Raw genomic sequence first — 23,696 nt, 5'->3', positions numbered from 1 at the left:
GGACCCTACAAAAGATGTAGGATCCGCGTTCGGCTGTCACACGTCGACTCCGTGAGCTGCGCGTTCTGCTGAATCCATGCTCCGTGTCACCTTGATCGTTCCACGCTTGGTGTCATTTCCTCGGCGTCCGTCGGCGAGGCAGCTCCGGTGGAGTCGGTCTTAGCGTCCATTGCTTTGCGGGTGCTGGCGCCGCCGCTTGGGCGGAGCGGGACGCCCAGGTCGTGGGCTCGGTGGATGATGTAGGTGGTGCTGGTGCCCTTCTCGCGTGCGATGTCTGCCAGGGTCCGGCGGCGGGTGACGTATTGCTCGTAGAGCCAGTCTCGGTCGATAACGTTGTGCTGCTTGAAGTAACGTCCGACTTTCCGCAGTTCGATGCCGTACTCCGCTGCGAGCCTGGTAACGGTGGATTTCGATACTCCGACGTCGAGCGCGATGGCGCGCGCTGACTGGTGCTCGTCGAGGTAGCGGCGGCGAAGTTCCTCTTCGGTGAGCACTTGGCGAGCGGCGTGGCTCACCTGTCCGAGGGCGCGGGCTTGGGCAATGCTGAGCGGAGAAGACGGAATTGGGTGCTCTTCGAGGAGGAGACGGACGGTCTCGATGCTGACGCCGAGCTCCTGGGCTGCTGATCCGGCTGGGTAGCGGTGTCCGCGAGTTATCTCATGCAGGTGATCGATGTCGATGGTCGACGGGTCGGTGCCGTGCAGGTCGAGGCCCTCGAGCATTTCAGATGGGGGGCACCAGGTCACCGGTTCGCTCTGCAGTCCACGTCCGTCGACGAAGTCGCGTGCGACATGCCTCAGCTCGTTCGCGAACTGGAGCGACCACACCTCCGTGAAGCGTGCGGCTTCCGCGCGGAAGGTACTCACGCCAGTAGTGGGGAAATCTGGCGCTCGGTCGAGGGGCATGCCGCTGATCCAGCTGAACAGCACGCATCGCGCGATGCGAGCACGTAGCCCAGTTCCCGGAGATTGGCGGCTTCGACGGCATACTTCCACCCATTGTTCGGTGGGCAGCAGGTTCGAGTAGTCCAGGGCGCGGCGTCGGTGGTAATCGATGGGAATGTCGTTCTCGTCCAAGTAGTGCGCGAGACGGACCAGGGCCGTGGCGATGGGTTCCCAGCACTGCCGGTCACGCAGCATCTGCAGGACACGCGAGAGAGATCCTCCGTCGCTGGCATATCCGAGGATCGACGCGGCCTCATCGAGCTCGAGCTTGGCGCCGACCATGAGCACTGACGAGGCCAGAACGGGGGCCAGGATCCGCTGGTAGGCGCCCCTCGGGGGGCTCAGCCGCACGACCCATGACGGCCATAGCGTGGCAGGGAGCTTGTGCGAGCGGCGGCGGATCTGCCGGGCGGTGGCGGACGGAGGCGAGGGAAGCGCGACGGTTTGATATCGCAGCTGATCGCTCGGGCGGAGAAGAGGTCCGAGCGCGGCCAGTTGAACGGTCTGTAGGACGGGGCCGGTGCCACGGCCCCAACTCCGGATGGTGGTAGCCGTGGTCTTCTCGGATCCGTCGCGGGCCTTGCCGATCACCGTGCGCAGAGCCTGGGCCGCTGTGTCCAGTCGTTCTTCGCCGAGCACCTGCAGTGCGGTGATGATTCCGACTGCGGTCATCGCAGCGGTCGGCGGTGCCATGGAGCCTGGACGGCCCGTCGTGGTGGCCCGTCGCCCTGGATCGTCGCTGGGTTGGAGAGTCAGGTAGGCGCTGAGCGTCTCGGCGGGAACCCTTGCCGCCAGGTCGTCAGGGTCCAGGTGTGTGAGCATCCGGCTGGCGACTGCGCGTAGTTCAGAGAGCACCACGGTCGAAGGCTGGGGGTGGCGAGCATACTGGCCGAAGTCCGCGCGGCCCGTCTCGATCATGTTCATGATCAGGTGCTGGGCCTCCATCACGGGATGGCTGGCGGGCAGGCGGAGGACCTCAGCTTGGGTGAGGTCCTGATCGCATCCGCGTGGAGCGGCGAGGTCAGCGCCTCGTGCCGGTCGTGCGCCGCAGCGTCCTGGGATCGGCAGGCTGTGTCGGGAGAAGGGGCGTGCTCGTGTAAGGCGTCGGCATCCTTGGCAGGTGTCCGCGAGGAGGAGGGAGTGGCGGGTGCAGGCGAACGACCAACCCAGGCGCCATTCCAGTTTCCATCGTCCGGTGGTGTCTGCGAGGCAGTCGGGGCAGTATCGCGATCCGGCGCCTCGGCCCCAGAGTCGATGCCGGTTGACCTGTCGCTTCTCATGATCGATCAACAGCGCTCGTCCGTGGAAGTGCGCCAGGGTCATGGCATGAACTCGCTGTTTGTCCAGGCCAGTGACGAAGGCGATGTTGTCGGCTTCGCGCTCGCTCAAGGCAATGGTCCAGTCGGTGGGGCGGGGGTGGCGCAGGTCCTGGCTCTTGGCCTTCGTCAAGAGGCCGAGGCTGGTGAGCACATCGCCGTAGCGAATCTGCGTCCGGTGCGCGTATGCCTCCAACCAGGAGTCCAGAGGCTCTCCGGGAAACGGTGACATCCGGATCGGCAGCGTCCGCATCGCGGTCACGCTCGTCGCCTCGTGGACCGCTGTGGCTTGCTGGTCTTCTTGCCGGCGGCCAGCAGAGCCTCCCACTGCGCCTGCCGTTCTTGTGCGGCCCGGTCGAGCTTGACCATGGTCATCAGCTCGAGGGTCAAACGCTCTTCCCCGGTTCGGATCGCCCGCAGGCACCCTCGTTTGATCAACGTCATCAGGGAGCCGATGTGCCCGCTGCAGCGGGCGTAGAGGTGGTCGGACAGATCGTCGGCGAGCATGCCTGGATGCTTGTCGGCCAGTACCAGACGCTGTTCCAGAGAGAGCAGGAAGTTTCGCCATGGCGTGCGTCCAGCGTCGTCGTCGATCGTGAACGGATCCAGAGCGAGCGGGGTAATACGGCGTTCGAGCTGCGGATCGTCGTAGAGGCCCTTGTCCTCCAGGCCGTACCCGATGAAGAGGATCATCAGCGGGAACTCGTTGGCGATCGTCTTGAACTGGTTGGCCAGCTCGGTCCCACGAATCGACCGGAACCGAAGGAACTGAAGGTCATCGACTAGCAAGAGCCGTGATTCGCAAGACAGGGCGCAGTCCAGGGCGCGGGACAGGAACGAGTTCGCGGTCCCGCTGTTGCGCCCGGAGTGGGCGAAGAACTCCAGCATCGCCCAGTTGAAGTCCTTGATCGTGGTGTCGCCCATCATTCCGACCCGGATCACCGGCCACCGCTCGTGCCCGGCCGCGGTGAATCGGCCGTGCTGGCGGATCAGGTCGTTGTGGACGCGCTTGGCGAACGACAGCCCGATCGTGGTCTTGCCCAGGCCGGGGAACGCGTCAACGGCGGCCATCCCCTTGGCCTCCCAGTTCGGCTGGTCCAGGCCAGCTTCGAGGATGTCAGTCAGGTCCTCGACGAGCTGACTTGCCTGGATCGTCTTGATCGGACGCAGATTGGCGAGGAACCTGCGGCGCCACAGATCGTGCTCGGCCTTCGCCTCCGGCTTCATCGCCTTGAGGCCGTGCGCGGTTATGTCCGGCGGGCGCGGGAAGTCCGGCGCCTCAGCGAACGCCGCGAAGCCTTCCTTCCTGGTCAGGGTCAGATCGTCGAGTGCCAGGCTCCGCCACGCGGGATCATCCTCCAGCGGTGCCTGGACCTCAGACGGAATCACAGATCCTCCAGAGCATCGGCGTAGAAGGACTCCTCGTCGAGTTCGGCATCCTCGCCAAGCACCCCGCCCTCGAAGTCATCGGCATCCGCGGCGTCGTCGTCCCCGCCAATGTCGGCGGACTCTCTCACAAGCTCGCGCGGGGCCTGCTTGTCCAACTCGACGGTGAACGCGATCTGTTCTCGGGCGGCACGCAGCGCGATGCGCCGCTCGGCCAGCGTCATGCCCAGCCCCAACTGCCACCGCTCGAGCAGTTCGGACACGGCCAGGCGGTCGTTCGGGTATGGGTGCTTCGTCGCGGCGAGCTTGCGACCGTACTCCAGAGCGTCCTCGCTCAGCGGGAAACTGCGGCTGGCCGCGTGCTCCCAATCCAGCTGGTGCCAGGTCCGGTCCAGATCACGGAAGTAGGCGTGGTCGATGTCGTCCGGGTTGACCTGGATCGGCCACTTGCCGCCCAGATACGGGCTCGGGCGCCCGTCGAGGTAGAGACCAGGGCCGTTGTAGCGCCGACCATCGATCTCGACCCCGTAGGGCTGGATGGTGCGCCACTTGGTCTCCAAGAACTCCAGCGCCAGGAATCTGTCCCGTGGAACCTCGATGTATCCGGCCCTGGCCATCCCGTGCTCGAACATCTGCGCAGGCGACATGCGCAGCCCCGGGACCGCCGGATCGACCAGGCTCGAATGGGGCGTGAGGTGATAGGTCGCCGCGACCCATTGCCGGATCCGATCGAACAACTCGTCGATGTAGTAGAACGCCTCCCGTTCAGGCGCCTCGCCTCGGGAGAAGAGGTCTGGGCCCTTATAGCCGGGCAGGGCGTGCAGCAGCCCTTCCCTCAACGTCTTGAAGAACCGCTCGACCGGACCTTTGTCCCGGCCTGTCCGGAGCCGGACCGGCTGGATGGAGATGCCCATCCGGGCGCAGACGCTGCGCAGATGTTCCGAGACGTAGATCTTCCCGTGGTCGATCACTACGGTCTCGGGCACCAGCGCCGGCCCAGCGGCCCTCACCATCGGCCCATCAATCACCGACGGGTCGATCAGCACCGAACGGGGGATGCCGTGCTCGGGCCAGACCGCCTCAGGCGGCCAGTGCGCCGCGACCAGCAATGGCCGGTATGCCTGGAAGAGAGCCGCGGCCGCGTCCACCGCCTTGGTGGAGACCGGCGTCAGCCGGATCCCCACGATGCAGCGGGTGTACCAATCCATCACGACGGTCAGCTCGCAGTTGATCCACCGCAGAGTCACCGGATCCAGCGCGAACACGTCCAGCCGGGTGGTGTCCATCAGCAGGTACTCACCCGGCCGGGTCGGACGCAGCCGCCCGAACACCTCCCGGGGCCGTCCGGCGATGTCCCGGTTCCGCTTCGTACTCAGCCGGAACGTCGGGTGCTGCCGTTCCAGCGCTTCCAGCGCCTCATATGCCTTGGACCGGCCGGGCATGTCCACCGCACCCTCACCGAACCTTGCGACCAGGCGTGCCCGCGTGCGTTCGATCACCTCGTTGCGCTGCGGCTTGGACTGGTCGGTGTGCTCGACCATCACCTCCAGCGCCGTCTCGACCCACCGCGGGTCGAGACGGTCGAGCAGCGTCGTTCTGCGGGCGCGGGGCGCGAGCCCGGCCGCTCCTCGTTCCTCAACCGCGGCCATCCACCGCTTGATGGTGCGTACTGAGACGTCCAACTCCCGCGCCTTGGCCGCATATCTGGTCATCTTCGGCAAACCGGGGTCGTACTCAGGTCTCGGCTCACCGGGCGCTGGCAGCTCGGAACTGCCCGACCAGTAGCCGAACCGCACCTCTCGAACATGTCCCACCAGGTCCGCCACACGTTCCTGTTCAGCACGGTCAAGCCGCGAGAGCACCACCGAGGCGACATCTTCGACATCCCCCGAGCAGGCTCCGGGCTCCTCGGGAACAACCGTGGCCCGAGCGGAGAACAACAGGTCTTTGACCGAGACTCGCAGCATCCGCCCCCTGCAGTCCTTGAGCACTACCTCGTTGCCCGCACCGGTAGCCGCGAATTCGACGACTTCGACGGCCTCCCCGTCGTAGACGGGGCGCGCCCCAATGCCGAGCCGCGCTGTGCCATGGCTCATGACGACCTCCTGAGAACGGTGCCTGGGCATAGCCGGATACTCAGATCAGCCCTGAACTGTCCGGTCCAGAGCAGGTGGAGGACAGCCGCCCGTACCAGCCTCCGATCGAAGCTCGACGCCGCTGCGAAGGCCTCTCGCAACGTCACCCCGTCCGTCAGGCTTGCCTCCAACGCGGCCACGAGATCGGGTGAGAACAACCAGGGTCTGCGGTATCCGGCGAGAAACCGGATGTTCTCGGTCTCGACCGGATCCGGCTCGCTCCACACTTCAAAACCCCAGCCTCGCGACTCGATCACCTGCCTGCTCCAGGCGAAGGTGAACGCGACCTCCGGACGCGCCAACCGCCGTGCCGGCTTCACATCTACCACCAGCGGACCGGACTCGGTCATCAGCAGGAAATCGGGGATGTGTCGACGCTCAGCGCCCTCCACCTGGGCCGTCATCAGAAACGGCTGAGCCACGATCCGAGAGACCGACCGGTCGAAGTCGGCAAAAAGAAGCCGCGCCAGCTCAAGCCGGGACTCGTAGATCACATGTGAGCCCTCGGTAGCAGACCAGAAAGCACCCGAATAGTGCTTCTGACCATGGTGCCAGCGGAACGTCCGCCACGGCCCGGCCGCGAGCATCTCCTGCACCGGCGCATCCATGAACCGGCACGACACCGCCGCGGTCCCGTTCGGCGACTTTGCGCGAACCTCGGCCGTACCTACGACATCAGCATCCGACAAGAGCACCTCGACCCCCCTCATGGAGACCTGGCAGGTGCCCTCATCATGGGTTCCAATGACCCCACCGTCACCAGAAACGCCAAGAACATCACTACATAGTGCGACCCTGTAGACCTGCGAGTCCGCGAATGGTGTCCTAAGGGCCATCTATGGGACACGGTGACGCGGAAAGGGACATCAAAGCGCGGACCCTACAAAAGACCCGGCGCTAGTGCTGGGCCATGTCCACGAACCGGCTGTAGTGACCCTGGAACGCCACGGTGACGGTGGCCGTGGGACCGTTACGGTGCTTGGCCACGATCAGGTCGGCCTCCCCCGCCCTGGGCGACTCCCGCTCGTAGGCGTCCTCCCGATGCAGCAGGATCACCATGTCCGCGTCCTGCTCGATCGACCCGGATTCACGCAGGTCGCTCACCTGGGGACGCTTGTCCGTACGCTGTTCCGGACCACGGTTGAGCTGCGAGATCGCGATGACCGGCACCTCGAGCTCCTTGGCCAGCAGCTTGATCGCACGCGAGATCTCCGAGACCTCGTTCTGGCGGCTCTCGGTCTTCTTCGGCGAGCTCATCAGCTGGAGGTAGTCGATGACCACGAACCGCAGGTCGTTGCGCTGCTTGAGACGACGGCACTTGGCCCTGATCTCCATCATCGACATGTTGGGCGAGTCGTCGATGAACAGCGGCGCCTCGGCCACCTCGCTCATGCGCCTGGCCAGCCTGGTCCAGTCGTCGTCGCCCATCATGCCGGAGCGCATGGCGTGCAGCGCGACGCGTGCCTCGGCGGAGAGCAGACGCATGGTGATCTCGTTGCGCGACATTTCCAGGGAGAAGATGACGGTGGTCATCCCGTGCTTGATCGCGGCCGACCGCGCGAAGTCGAGACCCAGCGTGCTGTTGTGCGTGGGCACGCACGTCCGGCCGGCCAAGTACATGTGGTCGGCGTTGTCGACCTCGACGCAGCGAACCGGACGGGAGGCGATGGGGCGCACGTCGACGATGTAGCGGACCAGCGTGGTCGGGTGAGCCGTCGCCACCTGCCTGGCGGCCTTGCGCGGCAGGCGGAAGACCGGGTCGGGCGTGGTGAAATTGATCATGTAGCAGGTGGAGGTCTCTTCCGACCTGCCCTTGACGGGCTTCGTGCGCATGGTGGCCTGGTAGCCGAGGCTGAGGATGAGCTCGTGCACGTCGTACGCCAGCCGCCGGTCGGTCACCGCGAACTGGATCTGGCCGGCGCTGCTCACGTATCCGTCGGAGTCGAGCAGCCCGGCCAGCAGCTCCCGGCGTTGCCGCTGAGAGGCGCGCAGGTAAGCCGCGGGGATGTGCTTGTTCTCCAGCACGCCGAGCGTGCGCAGCAGACCCTGGACGCTGCCGTGCCCGCGGTGGCAGGCGGCGCAGCGGGCCCTGGCGCCTGACGGCCGGCCGCAGTCCGGGCACGTCGTCGTGGAGGCGGGGGCGGGCGCGGGGAGTGTCATCTGGTAGGCGATCGAAGATCCGACCTGCTTGACGTCGATGCCCTCGGCCGCCACCGCGGCGATGACCTCGGGGTCGGTCGTGGAGAACCGTGCGGTGGCGCTGTGGCCGTCGCCCAGCCAGATCCCCAGGACGTACGGCGCGAGCGGGAGGTCGCGCTCGTCGAGCTCGAACGCCGACGCCACCTCGACCGCGTGGTTGGCCCGCCCGTCGGCGCTCGCGCAGCGCAGGGTCGCGGCGATCTCCTCGGTGGTGACCACGCTCTTGTGCCGTGCGGTGGTGGCCGCGTTCTTCGGCGTGGTGATGCGTTCGTAGAGGGCGCCGAGGAGTTCCGCGGCGGGATAGGCGGGGGCGGTCCAGACATGGCTGCGGGTCGGGCCGCCGACGAGCACGGGCACCTTGTCGACAGAACCGATGTTCCGCTGCACGGTGTGCAGGACGTGCCGGAACTCCTCGCCCACGAGCGTGAGGGCCTGGCGGTGTGTGACGAGCCGGCTCGGCTCGGCCAGCGCGGCGGCGTAGGCCTCGCCCACCCGGCTGACGGCCTCCTGCGGCCAGTGGAGCGCCGAGCCGGCCTTCGCGGCCCTCCTCGACGCGCGGGTGGAGGTGCGCCACTGGTGTTGCGCGTCGGCGACGATCACCGTTCCGTCGCTGAACTCGACCTCGAAACACGGCCGGTCGTACATGATCTCGGTGGCCGCGACGACTCTGGTCGGCCTGCCGTCGGCGCCCATGAGCCGGTCGCCGACCTGGACCTCGCCCATCGTGGTCCAGCCGGTCGGCGTGGGCAGCGGCGTGTCGAGCGCCAGTGCCTTGCCAATGGCGGGCCGGGCGGCCACGACGATCATCTGGCCGGGGTGCAGGCCGTTGGTGAGCTGGTCGAGGTCCTGGAAGCCGGTCGGGACGCCGACCATCTGGCCGCCGCGGCTGCCGATGGCCTCCAGTTCGTCGAGTGCGCCCGGCATGATCTCCGACAGCGGCCGGTAGTCCTCGGAGGTGCGCCGTTCGGTGACCTTGTAGATCTCGGCCTGGGCGCGGTCGACGAGGTCGTCGACCTCTTCGTTGTTGCCGCCGTAGCCGAAGGAGACGATGCGGGTGCCGGCCTCGATGAGGCGGCGCAGGATGGCCTGCTCGCGGACGATCTTGGCGTAGTAGCCGGCGTTGGCCGCCGTGGGCACGACCGCCGTGAGCGTGTGGAGGTAGGCGGCGCCGCCCACCCGGGCCATCTCGCCGCGTTTTTGCAGTTCGTCGAAGACGGTGACCGCGTCGGCGGGCTCGCCCCTGCCGTACAGGTCGGTGATGACGTCGTAGACCATCTGGTGCGCGGGACGGTAGAAGTCGTCGGAACGCAGGATCTCCACCACGTCGGCGATGGCGTCCTTCGACAGCAGCATGCCGCCGAGCACCGACTGCTCCGCCTCGATGTTGCTGGGTGGTGTGCGTTCGAACCCAGGGCCGCCACCGGCCTCGTCGTCAATGCTCACCGCGCCCCCTCGAACACTCGCAGGCGGTCGCACCACCCCCACTTGTAGTCGACCGGTGTGACAGTTTCGCGGGTTCGGCAGGCAACGGCAACGCGACCTGTGGACAACGCTGTGGTCAAGCTGTGTACGAGCGCGCCCAAGGTGTGAACGGCCTGTGGACGAGCCTGGGGATAACTCACATTGTTATCCACCCAACCGCCTCTGACCAGGCAAAACAGTGTCCACCGACTGTGGAGGAAAGAAAGTTACCGCGACACGCGGCGTAATGCGCATAATGGACGAATGCTCATTACGCGCCAGGACAGGGAGATTCTGCGCCTCGCCGTGCCCGCGTTCGGCGCGCTGGTCGCGGAACCGCTGTTCCTGCTCGCCGACTACGCGATCGTCGGCCACGGGCTCGGGACCACCGCGGTGGGCGCCCTGGGCGTGGCCGGGGCGGTGCTGACGACCCTGGTGAACCTCTGCGTCTTCCTCGCCTACGGTACGACCGCGTCCGTGGCCAGGCAGACGGGGGCCGGCAACCACGAGCGGGCCATGCGCAACGGGGTGGACGGCATCTGGCTGGCCCTGGGCATCGGCCTGGCGCTGATCGTGATCTGCTGGCCGCTGGCGCCGTCCGTGGTGGAGCTGTTCGGGGCCAGCGCGGGACAGACCGAGGCGGCCGTGACCTACCTGCGGATCAGCCTGCTCGGCGCGCCCGGCATGCTCGTCGTGCTGGCCGGCACCGGCGTGCTGCGCGGCCTGCAGGACACCGTGACCCCGCTGGTCGTGGCCGTGGGCTCGTTCGCGCTCAACGCGGCGCTGAACGCCTGGTTCGTGCTCGGGCTCGACTGGGGCATCGCCGGCTCCGCGTGGGGCACGGTGGCCGCTCAGACGCTCGGAGCCGCCGTCTACCTGGTCGCGGTGGTCCGGGGGGCCCGGCGGCTCGGTACGCCGCTCAGGCCCGACCTGGCGGGCGTCAGGCAGGCGGGCACGGCCGGCTTCGCCCTGCTCATCCGTACGGTCTGCCTGCGTATCGTGCTGCTCGTGGCCACCGTGATCGCCACCAGGATGGGCGAGCCCCAGCTGGCCGCCTACGCCATCGCCACCCAGGTCTGGACCCTGCTCGCCTTCGCGCTCGACGCCATCGCGATCGCCGGCCAGGCCATCACCGGACGCTCGCTCGGCGCCGGCGACACGGCCGCAACCAGGGCCGCGACCAGGCGCATGGTCCAGTGGGGCCTGTGGTCGGGCGTGGTGCTCGGCGCACTCGTGGTGGTGGCCAGGCCGCTGGTGCCCGGGCTGTTCGACGCGGACGCGCTGGTCACCGCGGAGCTGCTGGCCGTGTTGTGGCCGGTGGCGCTGTTCCAGCCGATCTGCGGGGTGGTGTTCGTCCTGGACGGCGTGCTGATCGGGGCCGGCGACCAGCGGTACCTGGCGTGGGCCGGGGTGTGGACGACGCTGGCGTACCTGCCGGCCGCCTTCGTCGCGGCGGACTTCGGGATCGTTGCGCTGTGGGGCGCGCTGGGCGTGTGGATGGCGGCGCGCCTGATCACCCTCACCCGCCGGGCCGCGGGAACCGCCTGGCTGGTTACCGGAGCGTAGACACCGCCACATCCCGGGGTGAACGCCAATGTAATCGTCTCGTGCTTGCTGTTGTCCAAGTGGTGAGACATTGTGGGCGAGTTCCCTGAGCGGGGTGTGTCTTGTCCACGATTACGCGACGACTGCCACCTGGTGAGGCGACCGGCTTACGCACGGGCGCCCGCCACAGCCTGGCCGAGCTCTACCGACCGGCCGACCTGGTCGTGCTGGGTCTCGGCGTGATGATCGGCGCCGGCATCTTCTCCATCGCCGGCGACCAGGCCGCGAACACCGCCGGCCCCGGCGTGATCCTGTCCTTCATGATCGCGGGGATCGCCTGCCTGCTGGCGTGCCTGTGCTACGCCGAGCTGTCCTCCACGATGCCGACCTCCGGCAGCGCCTACACCTTCACGTACGTCATCTTCGGCGAGGTGTGGGCGTGGATCATCGGCTGGGCGCTGATCCTGGAGCTGCAGCTCGCCGCGGCCGTGGTCGCCAGGGCGTGGGCGGGCATCACGGTGGGCGCGATCAAGAACTTCGGCGTCACCCTGTCCGACCAGGAGCTGATCGGCGACATCCTGGTGGTGGTGATCCTGGTCGCGATCACCGGTGTGGTGGCCGCGGGCGCGCGGATCGGGCTGCGCGCCCTGTGGATCATGGTGACCGCGAAGCTGGTGGCCATCGGCGCGGTGATCGTCGTCGGCGTCCAGCACGTCGACGTGGCCAACTTCGGCGACTTCTTCGTCGCGCCCGAGACGCTGGCCACCCCGCCCGCGACCGTGCTCGACGTCTTCGTCGGGCAGAGCCAGGTCTTCGGCTGGTTCGGCATCTTCGCCGCGGCCTCGGCGATCGCGTTCGCCTACATCGGCTTCGACATCGTGGCCACCTCGGCCGAGGAGACCGTCAACGCGCCCAAGGCCGTGCCGAAGGGCATGATCCGCAGCCTGGTCATCGCGACCGTCATCTACATCGCGGTGGCCCTGGTCATGGTGGGCATGGTGCCGTACAACAAGATCGAGTCGCGGGCGCCGCTGTCGAGCGCGTTCCGGCTGGCCGGCGTCGACTGGATGGTGCACGTCATCGACTTCGGCGCGGTGCTCGGTCTGACGACGGTGATCCTGGTGCTGATCGTCGGCCAGACGCGGGTGTTGTTCTCGATGGCCCGCGACGGGCTGATCCCGCGCGCGCTGGCCACGGTCAGCCGCAGGTACCACACGCCCTCGCTGGTGACGCTGGTGATCGGCGGCACCACGATCCTGCTGGCCGAGTTCGTGAACGTGCTCACCATGCAGGAGCTCGTGGTGATCGGGACCCTGTTCGCGTTCCTGTTCGTCGCGGCCGGAGTGATCGTGATGCGCCGCCGCATGCCGCATCTGGAGCGCGGGTTCCGGGTGCCGCTGTCACCGCTGCTGCCGGCGCTGTCGCTGGTCGCCACGCTCTGGCTGATGGTGAACCTGCGGGTGCTCACCTGGGCCTGGTTCGCCCTGTGGATGGCCTTCGGCCTGCTGGTCTACCTGCTGTACGGCCACCGCAACAGCCTGCTGGCCAAGCCCAGGCCCCAGGCCGAGCCCGTCCGCGGCGGCCGCCACCGCCGTTAGAACCGGCCCGACTCCAGCACGGTACGCAGGAAGTCCCTGGTACGCGGATGCTCGGGATCGCTGAAGATCTTCTCCGGCGGCCCCTTCTCCAGCAGGACGCCGCCGTCGAGGAAGCACACCGTGTCCGAGATGTCGCGGCAGAAGCTCATCTCGTGCGTGGTGAGGATCATCGTCATGCCGGTGTTCTTCAGCTCTCTGATGATCTCCAGCACCTCGCGCACCAGCTCGGGGTCGAGCGCCGAGGTGACCTCGTCCAGCAGCATGAGCATGGGCTTGGTGGCCAGCGCCCGGATGATCGCCACCCGCTGCTGCTGCCCGCCGGAGAGCTGGTCGGGATAGGCGCCGGCCTTGTCGCGCAGCCCGAACCTGGCCAGCAGCTCCCGGGCCTCCTCCTCCGCCTGCTCCTTGGACGTCTTGTGCACCTGGCGCGGCGCGAGCGTGACGTTGTCCAGCACGCTCATGTGCGGGAACAGGTTGAACGCCTGGAACACGATGCCGAGCCGCTTGCGCACGTCGTCCACGTTCACCCGGGGGTCGGTGATCTCCTCGCCGTCCAGGTGGATGGTGCCGTCGTCGACGGTCTCCAGCAGGTTGACGCAGCGCAGCAGCGTGGACTTGCCCGAGCCGGACGCGCCGATCAGCGACACCACCTCGTGCCTGCCGACCTCCAGGTCGATGCCGCGCAGCACGCTGTGGCCGTGAAAGTTCTTCCACACCCCGTCGATGGTCAGCAGGCTCATGCTCCTCGCCTCCTGCGGGTACGCGCGGCCAGGTAGTCGGTGAACCTGGCCATCGGCACGGTGAGCAGGATGAACAGCAACGCGGCCACCAGGTAGGGCGTGTAGTTGAACGAGCTGGCGGTGTGGATGTGGGCCGCCCTGAGCGCCTCGATCGGCCCGATGGTGGCCACCAGCGCGGTGTCCTTCTGCAGCGAGATGAAGTCGTTCAGCAGCGGCGGCACCACCCGCCGCGTGGCCTGCGGCAGCACCACGAACCGCATGGTCTTGGCGTGGCTCAGGCCGAGCGAGCGGGCCGCCGCCACCTGGCTGGGGTGGACCGACTCGATGCCCGCGCGGAACACCTCCGCCACGTACCCGCCGTAGGAGAACGTCAGCCCGATGATGCCGAGCGTCACCAGGTCCACCGGGACGCCCTGCAGCCGCAACGCGGGCAGGCCGAACCCGACCAGGTAGATGACCAGGATCGTCGGCACGCCGCGCGACAGGTCGGTGTAGAGCGTGGCCAGCGCCCTGATCGGGAAGAACGCGGGTGTCTTGATGCCCCTGGCCAGCGCCACCAGCAGGCCGACGATCAGGATCAGCGGCTCGGCGATCAGGAACATCTTGATGTTGAGCAGGAAGCCGTCGAGCACGTCGGGCAGCGCCTCGGTGAAGTGCTCCCAGCTGAGGAACGTCTCGCGCACGCGCGTCCAGCCCGGCGCGCTGGTGACCAGCCACACCACCAGGACCAGGAAGATGATCGTCGAGGTGGTGGCGACGGACGCGGAGCGGCGGCCCTGCGACCGGCGCAGGCGCTCGCGCTCCCGCTGCCGGTCGGACTTGACCCAGTCGGTCTCGCTCACCACCGCACCTCGCCGGACTCGGTGCGCATGCTCACTTCAGCTCCGGCGCGCCCACCGCCGAGCCGAGCCATTCCTGCTCGATCTTGGCCAGGTCGCCCCGGGTCTTCAGCGTGTCGATCGCCTTGTCCACGCAGGACTTCAGCTCGCTGCCCTTCTCCATGACCAGCCCGAACTCCTCCGGCGTGCCGCCGGTGGAGCTGAACTGGCCGACGATCGCGGAGTTGTCGACCTGGGCGGCCGTTACGTAGAACGCCGTCGGCAGGTCCACCACCAACGCGTCGACCTGCTCGTTCTTCAGGCCGTTCACGGCGTCGATCTGCTCGTTGTACACGTTCGGCTCGGCGCTGGGCTTGATGACGTCCTTGACGGCGGCCAGCGAGGTGGTGCCCACCTGCACGCCGATCTTGGCGTCCTTCAGCTCGGCCAGGCTCTTGGCCGAGGCGAACTTGTTGCCCTTGATGGCCACGATGGCCTGCTTGACCGTGTAGTAGCCCTTGCTGAAGTCGACGGCCTCGGCGCGCTTGGGAGTGATCGAGACCTGGTTGACGTCGAAGTCGAACTGCTTGGCCCCGGGCGCGAAGGCGGAGTCGAACTTGACCGTGCTCCACTGCACCTCGCTGCGGTCGAAGCCGAGCTCACCGGCCACCGCGTAGGCGACGGCGCTCTCGAACCCCTGCCCGTTGGTGGGGTCGTCGTCCTTGAACCACGGCGAGAAGGCCGGCTTGTCCGTGCCGATCGTCAGCTTGCCCGCGGTGACGAGCTTGAGCTGCTCCTTCGTGCACGAGGTGGACGTGGTGGGAGCTGCCGTCGTGGTCGCCGTGTTGTCGACGGGCGCACACGCGACGGTGGCCGCCGCGAGGGCACCCAGCGCGAGCAGGAGGGACGGACGGGCCATGGCGGGCCTCCAGGGGGACGTGCGAGAGAACTACGGCATTCTACGCTGCCCGAATAGGGAATATGTCACCGCCCGTCCCATTCACTCGCTCAGGGCCCGGGGAAACGAAAAGCCCCTCACCGAAACGGTGAGGGGCCTTCGTTGCGCAGGGGATCAGCCCGCGACGACCTCGACGTCCACGGAAGCGGACACCTCGGGGTGCAGCTTGACGCTGATCTTGTGCGAGCCGACGCTCTTGATCGGGTTGACGATCTCGATGCGGCGGCGGTCGAGCAGCGGGCCACCGGCGGCCTTGACCGCGTCGGCGATGTCGCCCGTGGTGATCGAGCCGAACAGGCGGCCGGACTCGCCGGCGCGCGTGGCCAGGCGCACGCGCAGGGCGCCGAGCTGGCCGGCGACCTCCTTGGCGGTGCCCAGGTCGCGGATCTCGCGAGCGTCACGAGCCTTGCGAATGGTCTCGATCTGCTTCTCCGCGCCGCGCGTCCAGCGCATGGCGTAGCCACGCGGGATGAGGTAGTTACGGCCGTAGCCGTCCTTGACCTCGACGACGTCGCCAGGGGCGCCGAGGCCGGAGACCTCGTTGGTGAGGATGAGCTTCATGTCGACAAACCTCCCTTAGCGCGCGGTGCTCGTGTAAGGCAGCAGAGCCACCTCACGCGCGTTCTTGATCGCGGTCGCCACGTCGCGCTGGTGCTGGGTGCAGTTGCCCGTCACCCGGCGCGCACGGATCTTGCCGCGGTCGGAGATGAACTTCCGCAGCAGCGCCGTGTCCTTGTAGTCGACGTAGGAGATCTTGTCGTGGCAGAACAGGCAAACCTTCTTCTTGGGCTTGCGCAGTGCCGGCTTAGCCATCGTGGTGCTCCTTTCAGAGCCCCGCCGTCAAGCGGGAATGGACTCGGGCTTGTGAACTGGATTTAGAAAGGCGGTTCGTCGCTGAAGTCGTTGCCGCCGCCGCCGAAACCGCCGCCGCCGCCGCTCTGCTGGCCGCCACCCTGGTAGCCGCCACCGCCGCCACCACCGAAGCCGCCGCCCTGGGGCGGGGCCGGCGAGGCCGAGGCCCACGGGTCGTCGGCCGGACCGCCGCCGAAGCCACCACCGCCGCCACCCTGACGGGAGGTGCGGTTGACCTTGGCGGTCGCGTTACGCAGAGACGGGCCGACCTCGTCGACCTCGACCTCGTAAACCGTGCGCTTCTCGCCTTCCTTGGTCTCGTAAGACCGCTGCTTGAGCCGCCCCTGCACGATGACCCGCATGCCGCGCTGGAGGCTCTCGGCGGCGTTCTCCGCCGCCTGCCGCCACACGTTGCAGGTCAGGAAGAGGCTTTCGCCATCCTTCCACTCGTTGGTCTGGCGATCCATGAACCGCGGAGTGGACGCGATGCGGAATCGAGCCACCGCTTGACCCGTGGGGGTGAAGCGCAGCTCCGGGTCGTCGACCAGATTGCCGACGATGGTGATTACGGTGTCGCCTGCTGCCATGGCTAGCGCTCGCCTTCCTGCACGCCTTCGCTTGGGTTACGGCTCAGAGTACGGGTGTGCCCCGACAAAAAGCCGGGCTTTAGTGCACGTCCGGACGGATGACCTTGGTGCGCATGATGCCCTCGTTGAGGTTCATCTGCCGGTCGAGCTCCTTGACCGTCGCGGGCTCCGCGGACAGGTCGATGACGGCGTAGATGCCTTCCGACTTCTTGTCGATGTCGTAGGCGAGACGGCGACGGCCCCAGACGTCGACCTTCTCCACGGTGCCGCCGTCGTTGCGGACCACGGTGAGGAACTGGTCGAGGGACGGCGCCACGGTGCGCTCATCGAGCGAAGGGTCCAGGATGACCATTACTTCGTAACGACGCATGCGGGACTCCAACCTCCTCTGGACTCTTGCGGTCACGACACTCTGCCGTGACAGGAGGACGCTGACGTTTCGGCCGGCGCGCCCCTTTCGGCGCCCCGGAGTGACGGATCACCCATCACAACGCAGCCTGACTAGGTTACCAGCCGCTCGCAGGTGGGAAGGCATGGAGAAGAACCAAGGGGGTGATGGCTGTGCCGCATGTGCTTCAGCCCTCCGAGAACGAGCGGTTCAGGCTCACGCTCAACAGCGATGGGCATCCGCATCCGGTGGAGAACATCCTGGCCGTCGCCACGCTCGTGTGCGGTCTGGTGGCGTTCGTCGCGACGTTCTTCCCCGCCGCGCACATGATCTCGTCGTGGTTCGGGACCCTGGGATTCGGGGTCGGTCTCTACTCGCAGTACATCTCCGCGACCACTCCGCAGCGGTCGCTGAACATCGTGGGCCTGGTGGCGTCGTTCGTGGGCGCCGCGCTCGGCATCGCGCACGGCGGCTTCCTGCCGCATCCGTGATCCACGGCCACGAAGATTCACGGCACGAAGATCCACGGCCACGAAGAACGGCCCCCGGCGCGTGCCTGGGGCCGTTCTCGGCGATATGTCAGCCGCCGATGTGCAGATCCACACCGAGCAGGACGAGGAACCACAGGAAGACCGCGAGCAGCGCTTCCGCCAGGTCCTTGAGCAGCCCGGGCGTGATGTAGTCGTAGACCCAGGCCACGTAGATACCCACCACCACGTAGATCAATAAGATCAGCGCGCGCCAGCGCCAAGGTGCCATGTCGCTCTCCTCGATCAGGGGGCGCATCGGCAACTGCCCTGACCCACCGCACGCAAACGGATAAGCTCCGTGACATGGTGCGCATCGGAGCTCATGTCGACCAGGACGACCCCGCAGCCCACGCCGCCGCGGTGGGCGCGGAAGTGGTGCAGTTCTTCCTCGGCAATCCCCAGGGCTACGACAAGCCGGTGCTTCCCGGCAAGCCGGTCGAGGGCGTCGACATCTACATTCACGCCCCGTACCTGATCAACGTGGCTACCACGAACAACCGCATCAGGATCCCCAGCCGCAAGCTGCTGGCCCAGCACCTGGAGGCCGCGGCCGGGCTCGGCGCCAAGGGGCTGGTCGTGCACGGCGGCCACCTGAACAAGAACGACGACCCGCAGACCGGTTTCGACAACTGGCGCAAGGTGTTCGAGCGGCTGGAGTGCCCGATCCCGGTGCTGATCGAGAACACCGCGGGCGGCGACAACGCCATGGCGCGCAGGCTCGACAGCATCGCCCGGCTCTGGGACACCCTCGACGGCTTCGACGTGGGCTTCTGCCTCGACACCTGCCACGCGCACGCCGGCGGCGAAGAGCTGCTCGACCTGGTCGACCGGGTGATGGCCATCACCGGCAGGATCGACCTGATCCACTGCAACGACTCGCGCGACGACTTCGACTCCGGCGCCGACCGCCACGCCAACCTGGGCAAGGGCAAGATCGACTCGGAGCTGATCCTGGCGGTGTGCCGGGCGGCGAACGCCCCGATCGTGGTGGAGACGCCGGGCGAGGGCCAGGCCGAGGACATCGCGTTCCTCCGCAAGAACCTCTAGGCCCGCGCACAAGCCTCGGGAAATACACAGCCTGTGGATAACTTCCCTGGATTACCGAAGCGCCGAAACGGGTATAGAGGTCAGCCCGCCCAGGCGCCCGACAGGAATCTGGACGTGTCGAGCAGCATGAGCGGTCCGCTGATCGCCACGTACAGCACGATCACCCAGCGCCGCCGGGTGGCGAGCCTGGCGATCGCCGTCCACAGCGGGAACCACAGCAGCAGCGAGCGCGGGATCGACAGGTAGTAGGCCGAGGTCATCAGCGCGCCGGCCTGCGTGCCGGTGTAGACGACCTCGCTCCACCTGCGCTGCGCGCACAACCACGCCAGCGCGGCCACGGCCAGCACCGCCCCGGCGATCTCCATCCGGAACGCCATCGCGAACTCGTCCGTGCCCATGGCCGAGCCCCACGTGGTTCGCCAGGCCTCCCACGGCCAGGCGAACTCGCGTCCCCATCCGGCCTCCTGGGCGTGCTTCCAGGCCAGCCAGTCCCCGGTACGCGTGAAGTGGTAGTACGCGTACGCCACCACCGGCAGGATCGGCACGGCCAGCCAGCCGGCCTGGCGCAGCGGCGAGCGTCCGGTGCGGAACTCCACCACCAGCGCGAGCGCCAGGAACAGGCCCGTGATGCGCACGCACGAGGCGCCGGCGGCCAGGGCGACGGCGAGCGGCCAGCGTTTCTGCCTGGCGGCCAGCCAGGCGGGGATCGCGAAGGCCAGGAACAGCGACTCGCTGTAGCCCGCGGACAGGAACACCGCCGTGGGGAACAGCAGCAGCGCGGTCACCGCGATCCACCCGTCGGCGCCTTCGAGCTCGGCCAGCCTGGCCAGGGCCACCACCGCCACCGCGCCGGACACCAGCGAGATCAGCAGCCCGCACGCCGCCCAGTCCGACACGACCAGGTTCACCAGGCGCAGCGCGAGCGGCATCCCGGGGAAGAACGCGGGCAGCCCGTCGTCGATCGGCCGTCCCGGGTCTCCGTCGTAACCGTGGCGGGCGATCGTGACGAACAGCTCGGCGTCCCAGCGCCGCCAGCGTTCCAGGTAGCCGGCCAGCGACGCGCCGAGCAGCGTGGCGACCAGCAGCCCGGCCCGCGAGCCGCACCACAGCAACAGTGCGTCCAGGCGGGCCGAGCGGGTGATCATCGTACGGTGTTCAGCGAGAAGCGGTCCTGGGCGCCGTCGAACACGCCGCCCACCTGATCGTCGATCCCGTCCTGGCGCACCAGGTCTCTCTCCGGCCGCAGGATGTCGCGGACGACGAAGGCCATCATGATGCCGATGGTGATGACGCGTCCCCACACGGCGGTGAAGTACGTGTCGTCACCGATGCCCAGATCGGGACGGCTCACCGGCCCCTGCGAGAGCAGGTAGAGCCAGATCGCGAAGAAGTACCACAGCTCGGCGAGCTGCCACAGCACCAGCGGCTTCCAGTTCGGCCTGGCCAGCACGGCGAACGGCACCAGCCAGAGCACGAACTGCGGCGACCACACCTTGTTCGTCATCATGAACGCGGCCAGCGCCAGGAAGCAGATCTGCGCCAGGCGCGGGCGGCGCGGCGCGGCCAGCGTCAGCACGGCGATGCCCACACACAACAGCGCCAGCGAGGTCATGCCGAGGATGCTGACGTTGGACGCACCCACGATCGGCCAGCCCTTGTTCTGGAAGAACAGCCAGACCGAGCCCCAGTCGATGCCGCGTTCCTGGGAGAAGACGTAGAACCGCTTCCAGCCCTCCCAGGCGAACACCATGTACGGCAGGTTCACCGCGAGCCACGCGCCGGCCGCCGAGCCCACCGTGACCAGGAACGGCCGCCACTTCAACGTACGCAGGCTGAGCAGGAACAACGCGCCGATGAACATCAGCGGATAGAACTTGGTCGCGATCGCCAGCCCCAGCAGCACGCCCGCCAGCACGTGCCGGCGGCGCGACCAGGCCAGCAGCATGCCCATCGACAGCGCGCCGGCGACCAGGTCCCAGTTGATGTAGGCGGCGAAGACCACGACGGGCGAGATCGCGTACCACAGCGGGTCCCACCGCCTGGTCGGCCCGGCCACCGCGGCCATCAGCAGCACGCCGGCCACCAGGCAGACGCCGAGCAGGATGACCGTGAGGTCGTAGAACTTCACCGCCTGCGCGGCCGGGTCGATGGCCAGCTCGCGCACCACCCAGGCGATGGCCTGCATGACCTCGCCCAGCACCACCGGGTACTCGACCTGCTTCTCGAACGGCACGTCCGCGAAGTACGGGTTCTGCGTGGCGAGCTGGCGGTCGAAGTACAGCGGGTAGATGTCGGTGTAGCAGAAGTTCGTGTAGATGGTGACCTGGTCGCCCCAGCCGCCGGAGCGGCAGGGCAGCCTCACCACGTACGCCAGCACCGCCCCCAGGGCCGCGAACAGGCCCAGGGGCAGGTACGGGACGGCGCGCGCCATCAGCGGGGCGCGGACCTCGGTGTCGGTGGTCACCGGTCCTCGGGTCTGCTCGGCACGGGCGTCGGACCGGACGATCCCGGCTGCGGAGCCGTGCCGCCGCCCATGATCCCGTGGTCTTCGGAGTCGGGGATGCCCTGGTCGACGTCGGGGTCGGAGGTCACGTCCTCGCCGATGTCGTCACAGCCGAGCAGGCCGCAGTCCGGGTCGCCGGTCGGGTCGCCGAACGGGTCGGTCGGGGTCGGCGTGGGCGTCGGCTTGGTCACGATGTTCTCCGCGATGCCGACGTCGGCCCGCGCGGGGAACTGCTCGATCTCCTTGCCCTCGTGCGCGAGCATCATGAACGTGCGCCACACGCGGGTGGGCGGACCCGCGCCCTCGAAGCCGAGCGAGGCCTCCCTGGCCGTGCTGTACGGGTTATGCGGCCCGTACTTCTTGCTCGCCTTGCCGCCTGGCGTCGCGGGACAGGCCGAGTTCCTGGGCGGCACGACCCTGCCCGTCTTGGTGTAACACACCTCCCTGTACATGCCCACGGCCACGCTGAGCTGCGGCGTGTAACCGACGAACCAGGCTTCCTTCTCGTCGTTGTTCGTACCGGTCTTGCCGGCCGCCGGCCGGGCGCCCAGGCCCTGACCCCGCGCGGTGCCGCTCTTGAGCACCTCCTGCATGGCGATCGTGGCGTCGGCGGCCACGTCGGGGTCGATGACCTTCTTGACGTTGCGCAGCTCGGGCAGCACGACCTGGCCGTCCTTGGTGACCTTCTGGATCACGTGGTAACGGGTGTACTTGCCCCCGTTGGCGAAGATCGAGTAGCCGGCCGCCTGCTCCACCGGTGACACCAGCGCGCTGCCGATGGAGAACTGGAACTGGTGGTCGCGCACGTCCTCGTCCATGCGCTCGGCGTTGAACCCGGCGAGCTTGACGAGATCGTTGACGTCCTCGAGCTGGTTCGGCAGCTTGAACGCCATCGACACGTAGGCGGTGTTGACCGACTGGGCGGTCGCCCTGATCACGTCGATCGCGGGGTCTTCGTTGTGGCTGTTGTTGAAGCCCGTCTTCGCCTGGCCGGGGATCTTCTCCGGCACGGTCTTGTTACCCGGCACGTAGCTCTGCAGCGAGTAGCCGGCCTGCAGCCAGGCGGCCAGCACGTACGGCTTGAACGCCGACGCGGCCTGCTTCTCCGCGTCGAAGGGCTCGTTGAACTGGTCCTTGTCGTAGTCGTCACCGCCGTAGAACGCGATCACGCGCCCGGTCTTCGGGTCGACGGCGGCCAGACCGGTGTGGAACTCCGACGACATCTGGTCCATGTGGGTGTGGACGGCCTTCTTGGCGTCCTCCATGAGCTTCTTGTCGAAGGTGGAGACGATCTTGTAGCCCTCGCTGCGCACCATTTCGTCGGTCACGTTGCGGTCGGCCAGCTCCGCCATGACCTCCTTGACCATGTAGCCCTTGAGGTCGCCCAGGTCCTGGGACTGGCTGCGCTTGGCGGTCTTGGGGAACTCCGCCTTGGCGGGCAGGTCGCCGTACTTCTGCGGCCACTGCTTGGCCATGTAGTCGATGACGGTCTTCCACCGGTACTTCAGCTCAGGCGCGTCGGGCTTCCAGTTCGGCTGCTGGATCCTGGCCGCCAGGTAGGCCGCCTGCGACGGCGTGAGGTTCTTGGCGGTGGCCTTCTTGCCGAAGTATTCCCTGGCCGCGGCCTCGGCGCCGTAGGCGAGACCGAAGTTGACGGTGTTCAGGTAGTTCCTGAGGATGTCTTCCTTGGTCAGCCGCTGGTCGAGCTTGACCGCGACGAAGATCTCCTTGACCTTACGGGTGACCGAGACGTCCCTGCTCAGGCCGTCGTAGTAGTTACGGGCCATCTGCTGGGTGATGGTCGAGGCGCCCTGGAGCTGCTGGCCGGTCGCCGTCATCCAGACCGAGCGGAACATGCCGGAGATCGAGATGCCGGAGTCCGTCCAGAACGTGTCGTTCTCGATGGCGACCGTGGCGTCCTTGAGGTAATCGGACAGCTGGTCGTAGCGGACGATCGTCCGCTTGGTGCCCAGTCTGGCGATCTCGGTCTTGCCGTCGTTGTAGTAGATGATGCTCTGCTGGGCCACCGCGGCGGCCTGCGCGGAATCCTCGTCGGGCAGGGGCGTGAGCGAGTAGGCGACCATGACCATGCCGAACAGGCCCGCCGCCAGCACCACGAAGCCGGCCACGACGATCTTCCAGCTCGGCACGAACCTGCGCCAGCCGCCGCGCGTCTTCTTCGGCGGCCCCGGCGGGTCCGGCGGGGCGCCGGCGCCGCCCCTGCGGCCGCGCCGCGGCGGCGCGTCGCTGACGATCGTCTCCTGGCTGCCGACCACGCGGGTGTCCTGCCTGCCCGCGTCCTGGCGGCCCCCGTCTCGCCTGCCGCCGCCGTCCTGCCTGGAACGCGCGCGCGGCTGACGCTGCGTGGGCGCGGGCTCGGACGCGGCGGGATGCCGCTGGGTCATCGCGGTCTCCTGCGGACCCTGCTGGTAAGGGCCCGGTCCCTGGGGGCCGGGCTGCTGCGGGCCGGGCTGCTGGGGCCGCTGCGGGCCGGAGTTGCGCTGCCGGCCGGACGGCTCCTCGTACTGCTGCGCGGCCATGGCGCCGGTCTGCTCGTAGGCGGCCTCGGGCCGCCGCTGCGGCTGCGCCGCGCCCCAACCCGCGTCACCGGTTTGAGCGGGAGAACCTGGGGGCACAGAACGGGATGAGCTGGAGCGACGGCGCCGCCCAGGGCGAGGCGGATGGGCCG

General features: G+C 67.9%; 20 protein-coding genes. 4 read left to right on the top strand and 16 right to left on the bottom strand.

The genetic code is table 11. The features are described 5' to 3' along the window. Positions 1 to 86: 86 nt before the first annotated feature. The 5 genes from HII36_RS12875 to dnaB form a co-directional block, all read right to left on the bottom strand. A complete protein-coding gene (locus HII36_RS12875; protein WP_236003443.1) occupies positions 87 to 2,513 on the bottom strand; it encodes a TniQ family protein in 2,427 nt (808 codons plus the stop codon). A gap of 5 nt (positions 2,514 to 2,518) precedes the next feature. After that, entirely contained in the window at positions 2,519 to 3,649 is a 1,131-nt protein-coding gene (locus HII36_RS12870; protein WP_217369450.1) for a TniB family NTP-binding protein, read from the bottom strand. Next, the gene (locus tag HII36_RS12865; protein ID WP_173523369.1) at positions 3,646 to 5,742 is read right to left on the bottom strand and encodes a helix-turn-helix domain-containing protein; all 2,097 of its coding nucleotides are present in this window, start codon (positions 5,740 to 5,742) and stop codon (positions 3,646 to 3,648) included. Before HII36_RS12865 ends, HII36_RS12870 begins: the two co-directional genes overlap by 4 nt. Further along, positions 5,739 to 6,476, bottom strand: coding sequence for a TnsA-like heteromeric transposase endonuclease subunit (locus HII36_RS12860; RefSeq protein WP_217369449.1), 738 nt, complete (start codon positions 6,474 to 6,476; stop codon positions 5,739 to 5,741). Before HII36_RS12860 ends, HII36_RS12865 begins: the two co-directional genes overlap by 4 nt. Positions 6,477 to 6,678: 202 nt before the next feature. Further along, entirely contained in the window at positions 6,679 to 9,333 is a 2,655-nt protein-coding gene (gene dnaB, locus HII36_RS12855; protein ID WP_236003440.1) for a replicative DNA helicase, read from the bottom strand. 372 nt (positions 9,334 to 9,705) lie between these two features. Between dnaB and HII36_RS12850 the strand changes: the two genes are divergently transcribed. Next, positions 9,706 to 11,007: an MATE family efflux transporter gene (locus HII36_RS12850; RefSeq protein ID WP_173523366.1), complete on the top strand. Its 1,302-nt coding sequence runs from the start codon at positions 9,706 to 9,708 to the stop codon at positions 11,005 to 11,007. 101 nt (positions 11,008 to 11,108) lie between these two features. Further along, positions 11,109 to 12,584 (top strand): APC family permease, encoded by a 1,476-nt coding sequence (locus tag HII36_RS12845; protein WP_173523365.1) that lies wholly within the window; start codon positions 11,109 to 11,111, stop codon positions 12,582 to 12,584. On the opposite strand, the gene HII36_RS12840 is transcribed toward HII36_RS12845, so the two are convergent. The 7 genes from HII36_RS12840 to rpsF all read right to left on the bottom strand — a co-directional run bounded on the left by HII36_RS12840 (position 12,581) and on the right by rpsF (position 16,909). Further along, the gene (locus tag HII36_RS12840; protein ID WP_173523364.1) at positions 12,581 to 13,324 is read right to left on the bottom strand and encodes an amino acid ABC transporter ATP-binding protein; all 744 of its coding nucleotides are present in this window, start codon (positions 13,322 to 13,324) and stop codon (positions 12,581 to 12,583) included. The genes HII36_RS12845 and HII36_RS12840 overlap by 4 nt on opposite strands. Next, the gene (locus HII36_RS12835; protein ID WP_328807695.1) at positions 13,321 to 14,166 is read right to left on the bottom strand and encodes an amino acid ABC transporter permease; all 846 of its coding nucleotides are present in this window, start codon (positions 14,164 to 14,166) and stop codon (positions 13,321 to 13,323) included. Before HII36_RS12835 ends, HII36_RS12840 begins: the two co-directional genes overlap by 4 nt. 31 nt (positions 14,167 to 14,197) lie before the next feature. After that, entirely contained in the window at positions 14,198 to 15,061 is an 864-nt protein-coding gene (locus HII36_RS12830; RefSeq protein ID WP_173523362.1) for an ABC transporter substrate-binding protein, read from the bottom strand. A gap of 153 nt (positions 15,062 to 15,214) precedes the next feature. Further along, the gene (gene rplI, locus HII36_RS12825) at positions 15,215 to 15,661 is read right to left on the bottom strand and encodes a 50S ribosomal protein L9 (protein WP_173523361.1); all 447 of its coding nucleotides are present in this window, start codon (positions 15,659 to 15,661) and stop codon (positions 15,215 to 15,217) included. Positions 15,662 to 15,676: 15 nt separating this feature from the next. Next, the gene (gene rpsR / locus HII36_RS12820; RefSeq protein ID WP_020543048.1) at positions 15,677 to 15,913 is read right to left on the bottom strand and encodes a 30S ribosomal protein S18; all 237 of its coding nucleotides are present in this window, start codon (positions 15,911 to 15,913) and stop codon (positions 15,677 to 15,679) included. Between the two features lie 62 nt (positions 15,914 to 15,975). Further along, positions 15,976 to 16,539: a single-stranded DNA-binding protein gene (locus HII36_RS12815; RefSeq protein WP_173523360.1), complete on the bottom strand. Its 564-nt coding sequence runs from the start codon at positions 16,537 to 16,539 to the stop codon at positions 15,976 to 15,978. Between the two features lie 79 nt (positions 16,540 to 16,618). Further along, positions 16,619 to 16,909, bottom strand: coding sequence for a 30S ribosomal protein S6 (gene rpsF / locus HII36_RS12810; RefSeq protein WP_157253949.1), 291 nt, complete (start codon positions 16,907 to 16,909; stop codon positions 16,619 to 16,621). 191 nt (positions 16,910 to 17,100) lie between these two features. Between rpsF and HII36_RS12805 the strand changes: the two genes are divergently transcribed. Further along, positions 17,101 to 17,418 (top strand): hypothetical protein, encoded by a 318-nt coding sequence (locus HII36_RS12805; protein WP_236003437.1) that lies wholly within the window; start codon positions 17,101 to 17,103, stop codon positions 17,416 to 17,418. Positions 17,419 to 17,506: 88 nt separating this feature from the next. Here HII36_RS12805 and HII36_RS12800 read toward each other — a convergent pair whose 3' ends face one another. Beyond that, entirely contained in the window at positions 17,507 to 17,686 is a 180-nt protein-coding gene (locus tag HII36_RS12800) for a hypothetical protein (RefSeq protein WP_173523358.1), read from the bottom strand. Positions 17,687 to 17,760: 74 nt separating this feature from the next. Here HII36_RS12800 and HII36_RS12795 point away from each other — a divergent pair, with 74 nt between their 5' ends. After that, entirely contained in the window at positions 17,761 to 18,504 is a 744-nt protein-coding gene (locus tag HII36_RS12795; RefSeq protein ID WP_173523357.1) for a deoxyribonuclease IV, read from the top strand. Positions 18,505 to 18,584: 80 nt separating this feature from the next. On the opposite strand, the gene HII36_RS12790 is transcribed toward HII36_RS12795, so the two are convergent. From HII36_RS12790 to HII36_RS12780, 3 genes are read right to left on the bottom strand one after another with little or no spacing between them, the layout of a single operon-like run. Continuing rightward, positions 18,585 to 19,649: a mannosyltransferase family protein gene (locus tag HII36_RS12790; protein ID WP_173523356.1), complete on the bottom strand. Its 1,065-nt coding sequence runs from the start codon at positions 19,647 to 19,649 to the stop codon at positions 18,585 to 18,587. Further along, a complete protein-coding gene (locus tag HII36_RS12785) occupies positions 19,646 to 20,968 on the bottom strand; it encodes a glycosyltransferase family 87 protein (RefSeq protein WP_328807694.1) in 1,323 nt (440 codons plus the stop codon). The genes HII36_RS12790 and HII36_RS12785 overlap by 4 nt, the downstream gene beginning before the upstream one ends. Then, positions 20,965 to 23,643, bottom strand: a complete 2,679-nt coding sequence (locus HII36_RS12780; RefSeq protein WP_173523355.1) for a transglycosylase domain-containing protein — start codon at positions 23,641 to 23,643, stop codon at positions 20,965 to 20,967. Before HII36_RS12780 ends, HII36_RS12785 begins: the two co-directional genes overlap by 4 nt. Positions 23,644 to 23,696 lie beyond the last annotated feature (53 nt).

Source organism: Nonomuraea antri (genome assembly GCF_013283785.1).
Classification (GTDB): domain Bacteria; phylum Actinomycetota; class Actinomycetes; order Streptosporangiales; family Streptosporangiaceae; genus Nonomuraea; species Nonomuraea antri.
This window is presented reverse-complemented; position numbering and strand designations above follow the sequence as displayed.

Bases quoted from the DNA above. Each gene is read 5' to 3' on its own strand.
- HII36_RS12850 (WP_173523366.1), top strand. From the start codon at position 9,706: ATGCTCATTACGCGCCAGGACAGGGAGATTCTGCGCCTCGCCGTGCCC.
- rpsF (WP_157253949.1), bottom strand. From the start codon at position 16,909: ATGCGTCGTTACGAAGTAATGGTCATCCTGGACCCTTCGCTCGATGAG.
- HII36_RS12800 (WP_173523358.1), bottom strand. From the start codon at position 17,686: ATGGCACCTTGGCGCTGGCGCGCGCTGATCTTATTGATCTACGTGGTG.
- rpsR (WP_020543048.1), bottom strand. From the start codon at position 15,913: ATGGCTAAGCCGGCACTGCGCAAGCCCAAGAAGAAGGTTTGCCTGTTC.
- HII36_RS12830 (WP_173523362.1), bottom strand. From the start codon at position 15,061: ATGGCCCGTCCGTCCCTCCTGCTCGCGCTGGGTGCCCTCGCGGCGGCC.
- HII36_RS12815 (WP_173523360.1), bottom strand. From the start codon at position 16,539: ATGGCAGCAGGCGACACCGTAATCACCATCGTCGGCAATCTGGTCGAC.
- HII36_RS12875 (WP_236003443.1), bottom strand. From the start codon at position 2,513: ATGCGGACGCTGCCGATCCGGATGTCACCGTTTCCCGGAGAGCCTCTG.
- HII36_RS12790 (WP_173523356.1), bottom strand. From the start codon at position 19,649: ATGATCACCCGCTCGGCCCGCCTGGACGCACTGTTGCTGTGGTGCGGC.
- rplI (WP_173523361.1), bottom strand. From the start codon at position 15,661: ATGAAGCTCATCCTCACCAACGAGGTCTCCGGCCTCGGCGCCCCTGGC.
- HII36_RS12865 (WP_173523369.1), bottom strand. From the start codon at position 5,742: ATGAGCCATGGCACAGCGCGGCTCGGCATTGGGGCGCGCCCCGTCTAC.
- HII36_RS12795 (WP_173523357.1), top strand. From the start codon at position 17,761: ATGGTGCGCATCGGAGCTCATGTCGACCAGGACGACCCCGCAGCCCAC.
- HII36_RS12840 (WP_173523364.1), bottom strand. From the start codon at position 13,324: ATGAGCCTGCTGACCATCGACGGGGTGTGGAAGAACTTTCACGGCCAC.
- dnaB (WP_236003440.1), bottom strand. From the start codon at position 9,333: ATGCTGCTGTCGAAGGACGCCATCGCCGACGTGGTGGAGATCCTGCGT.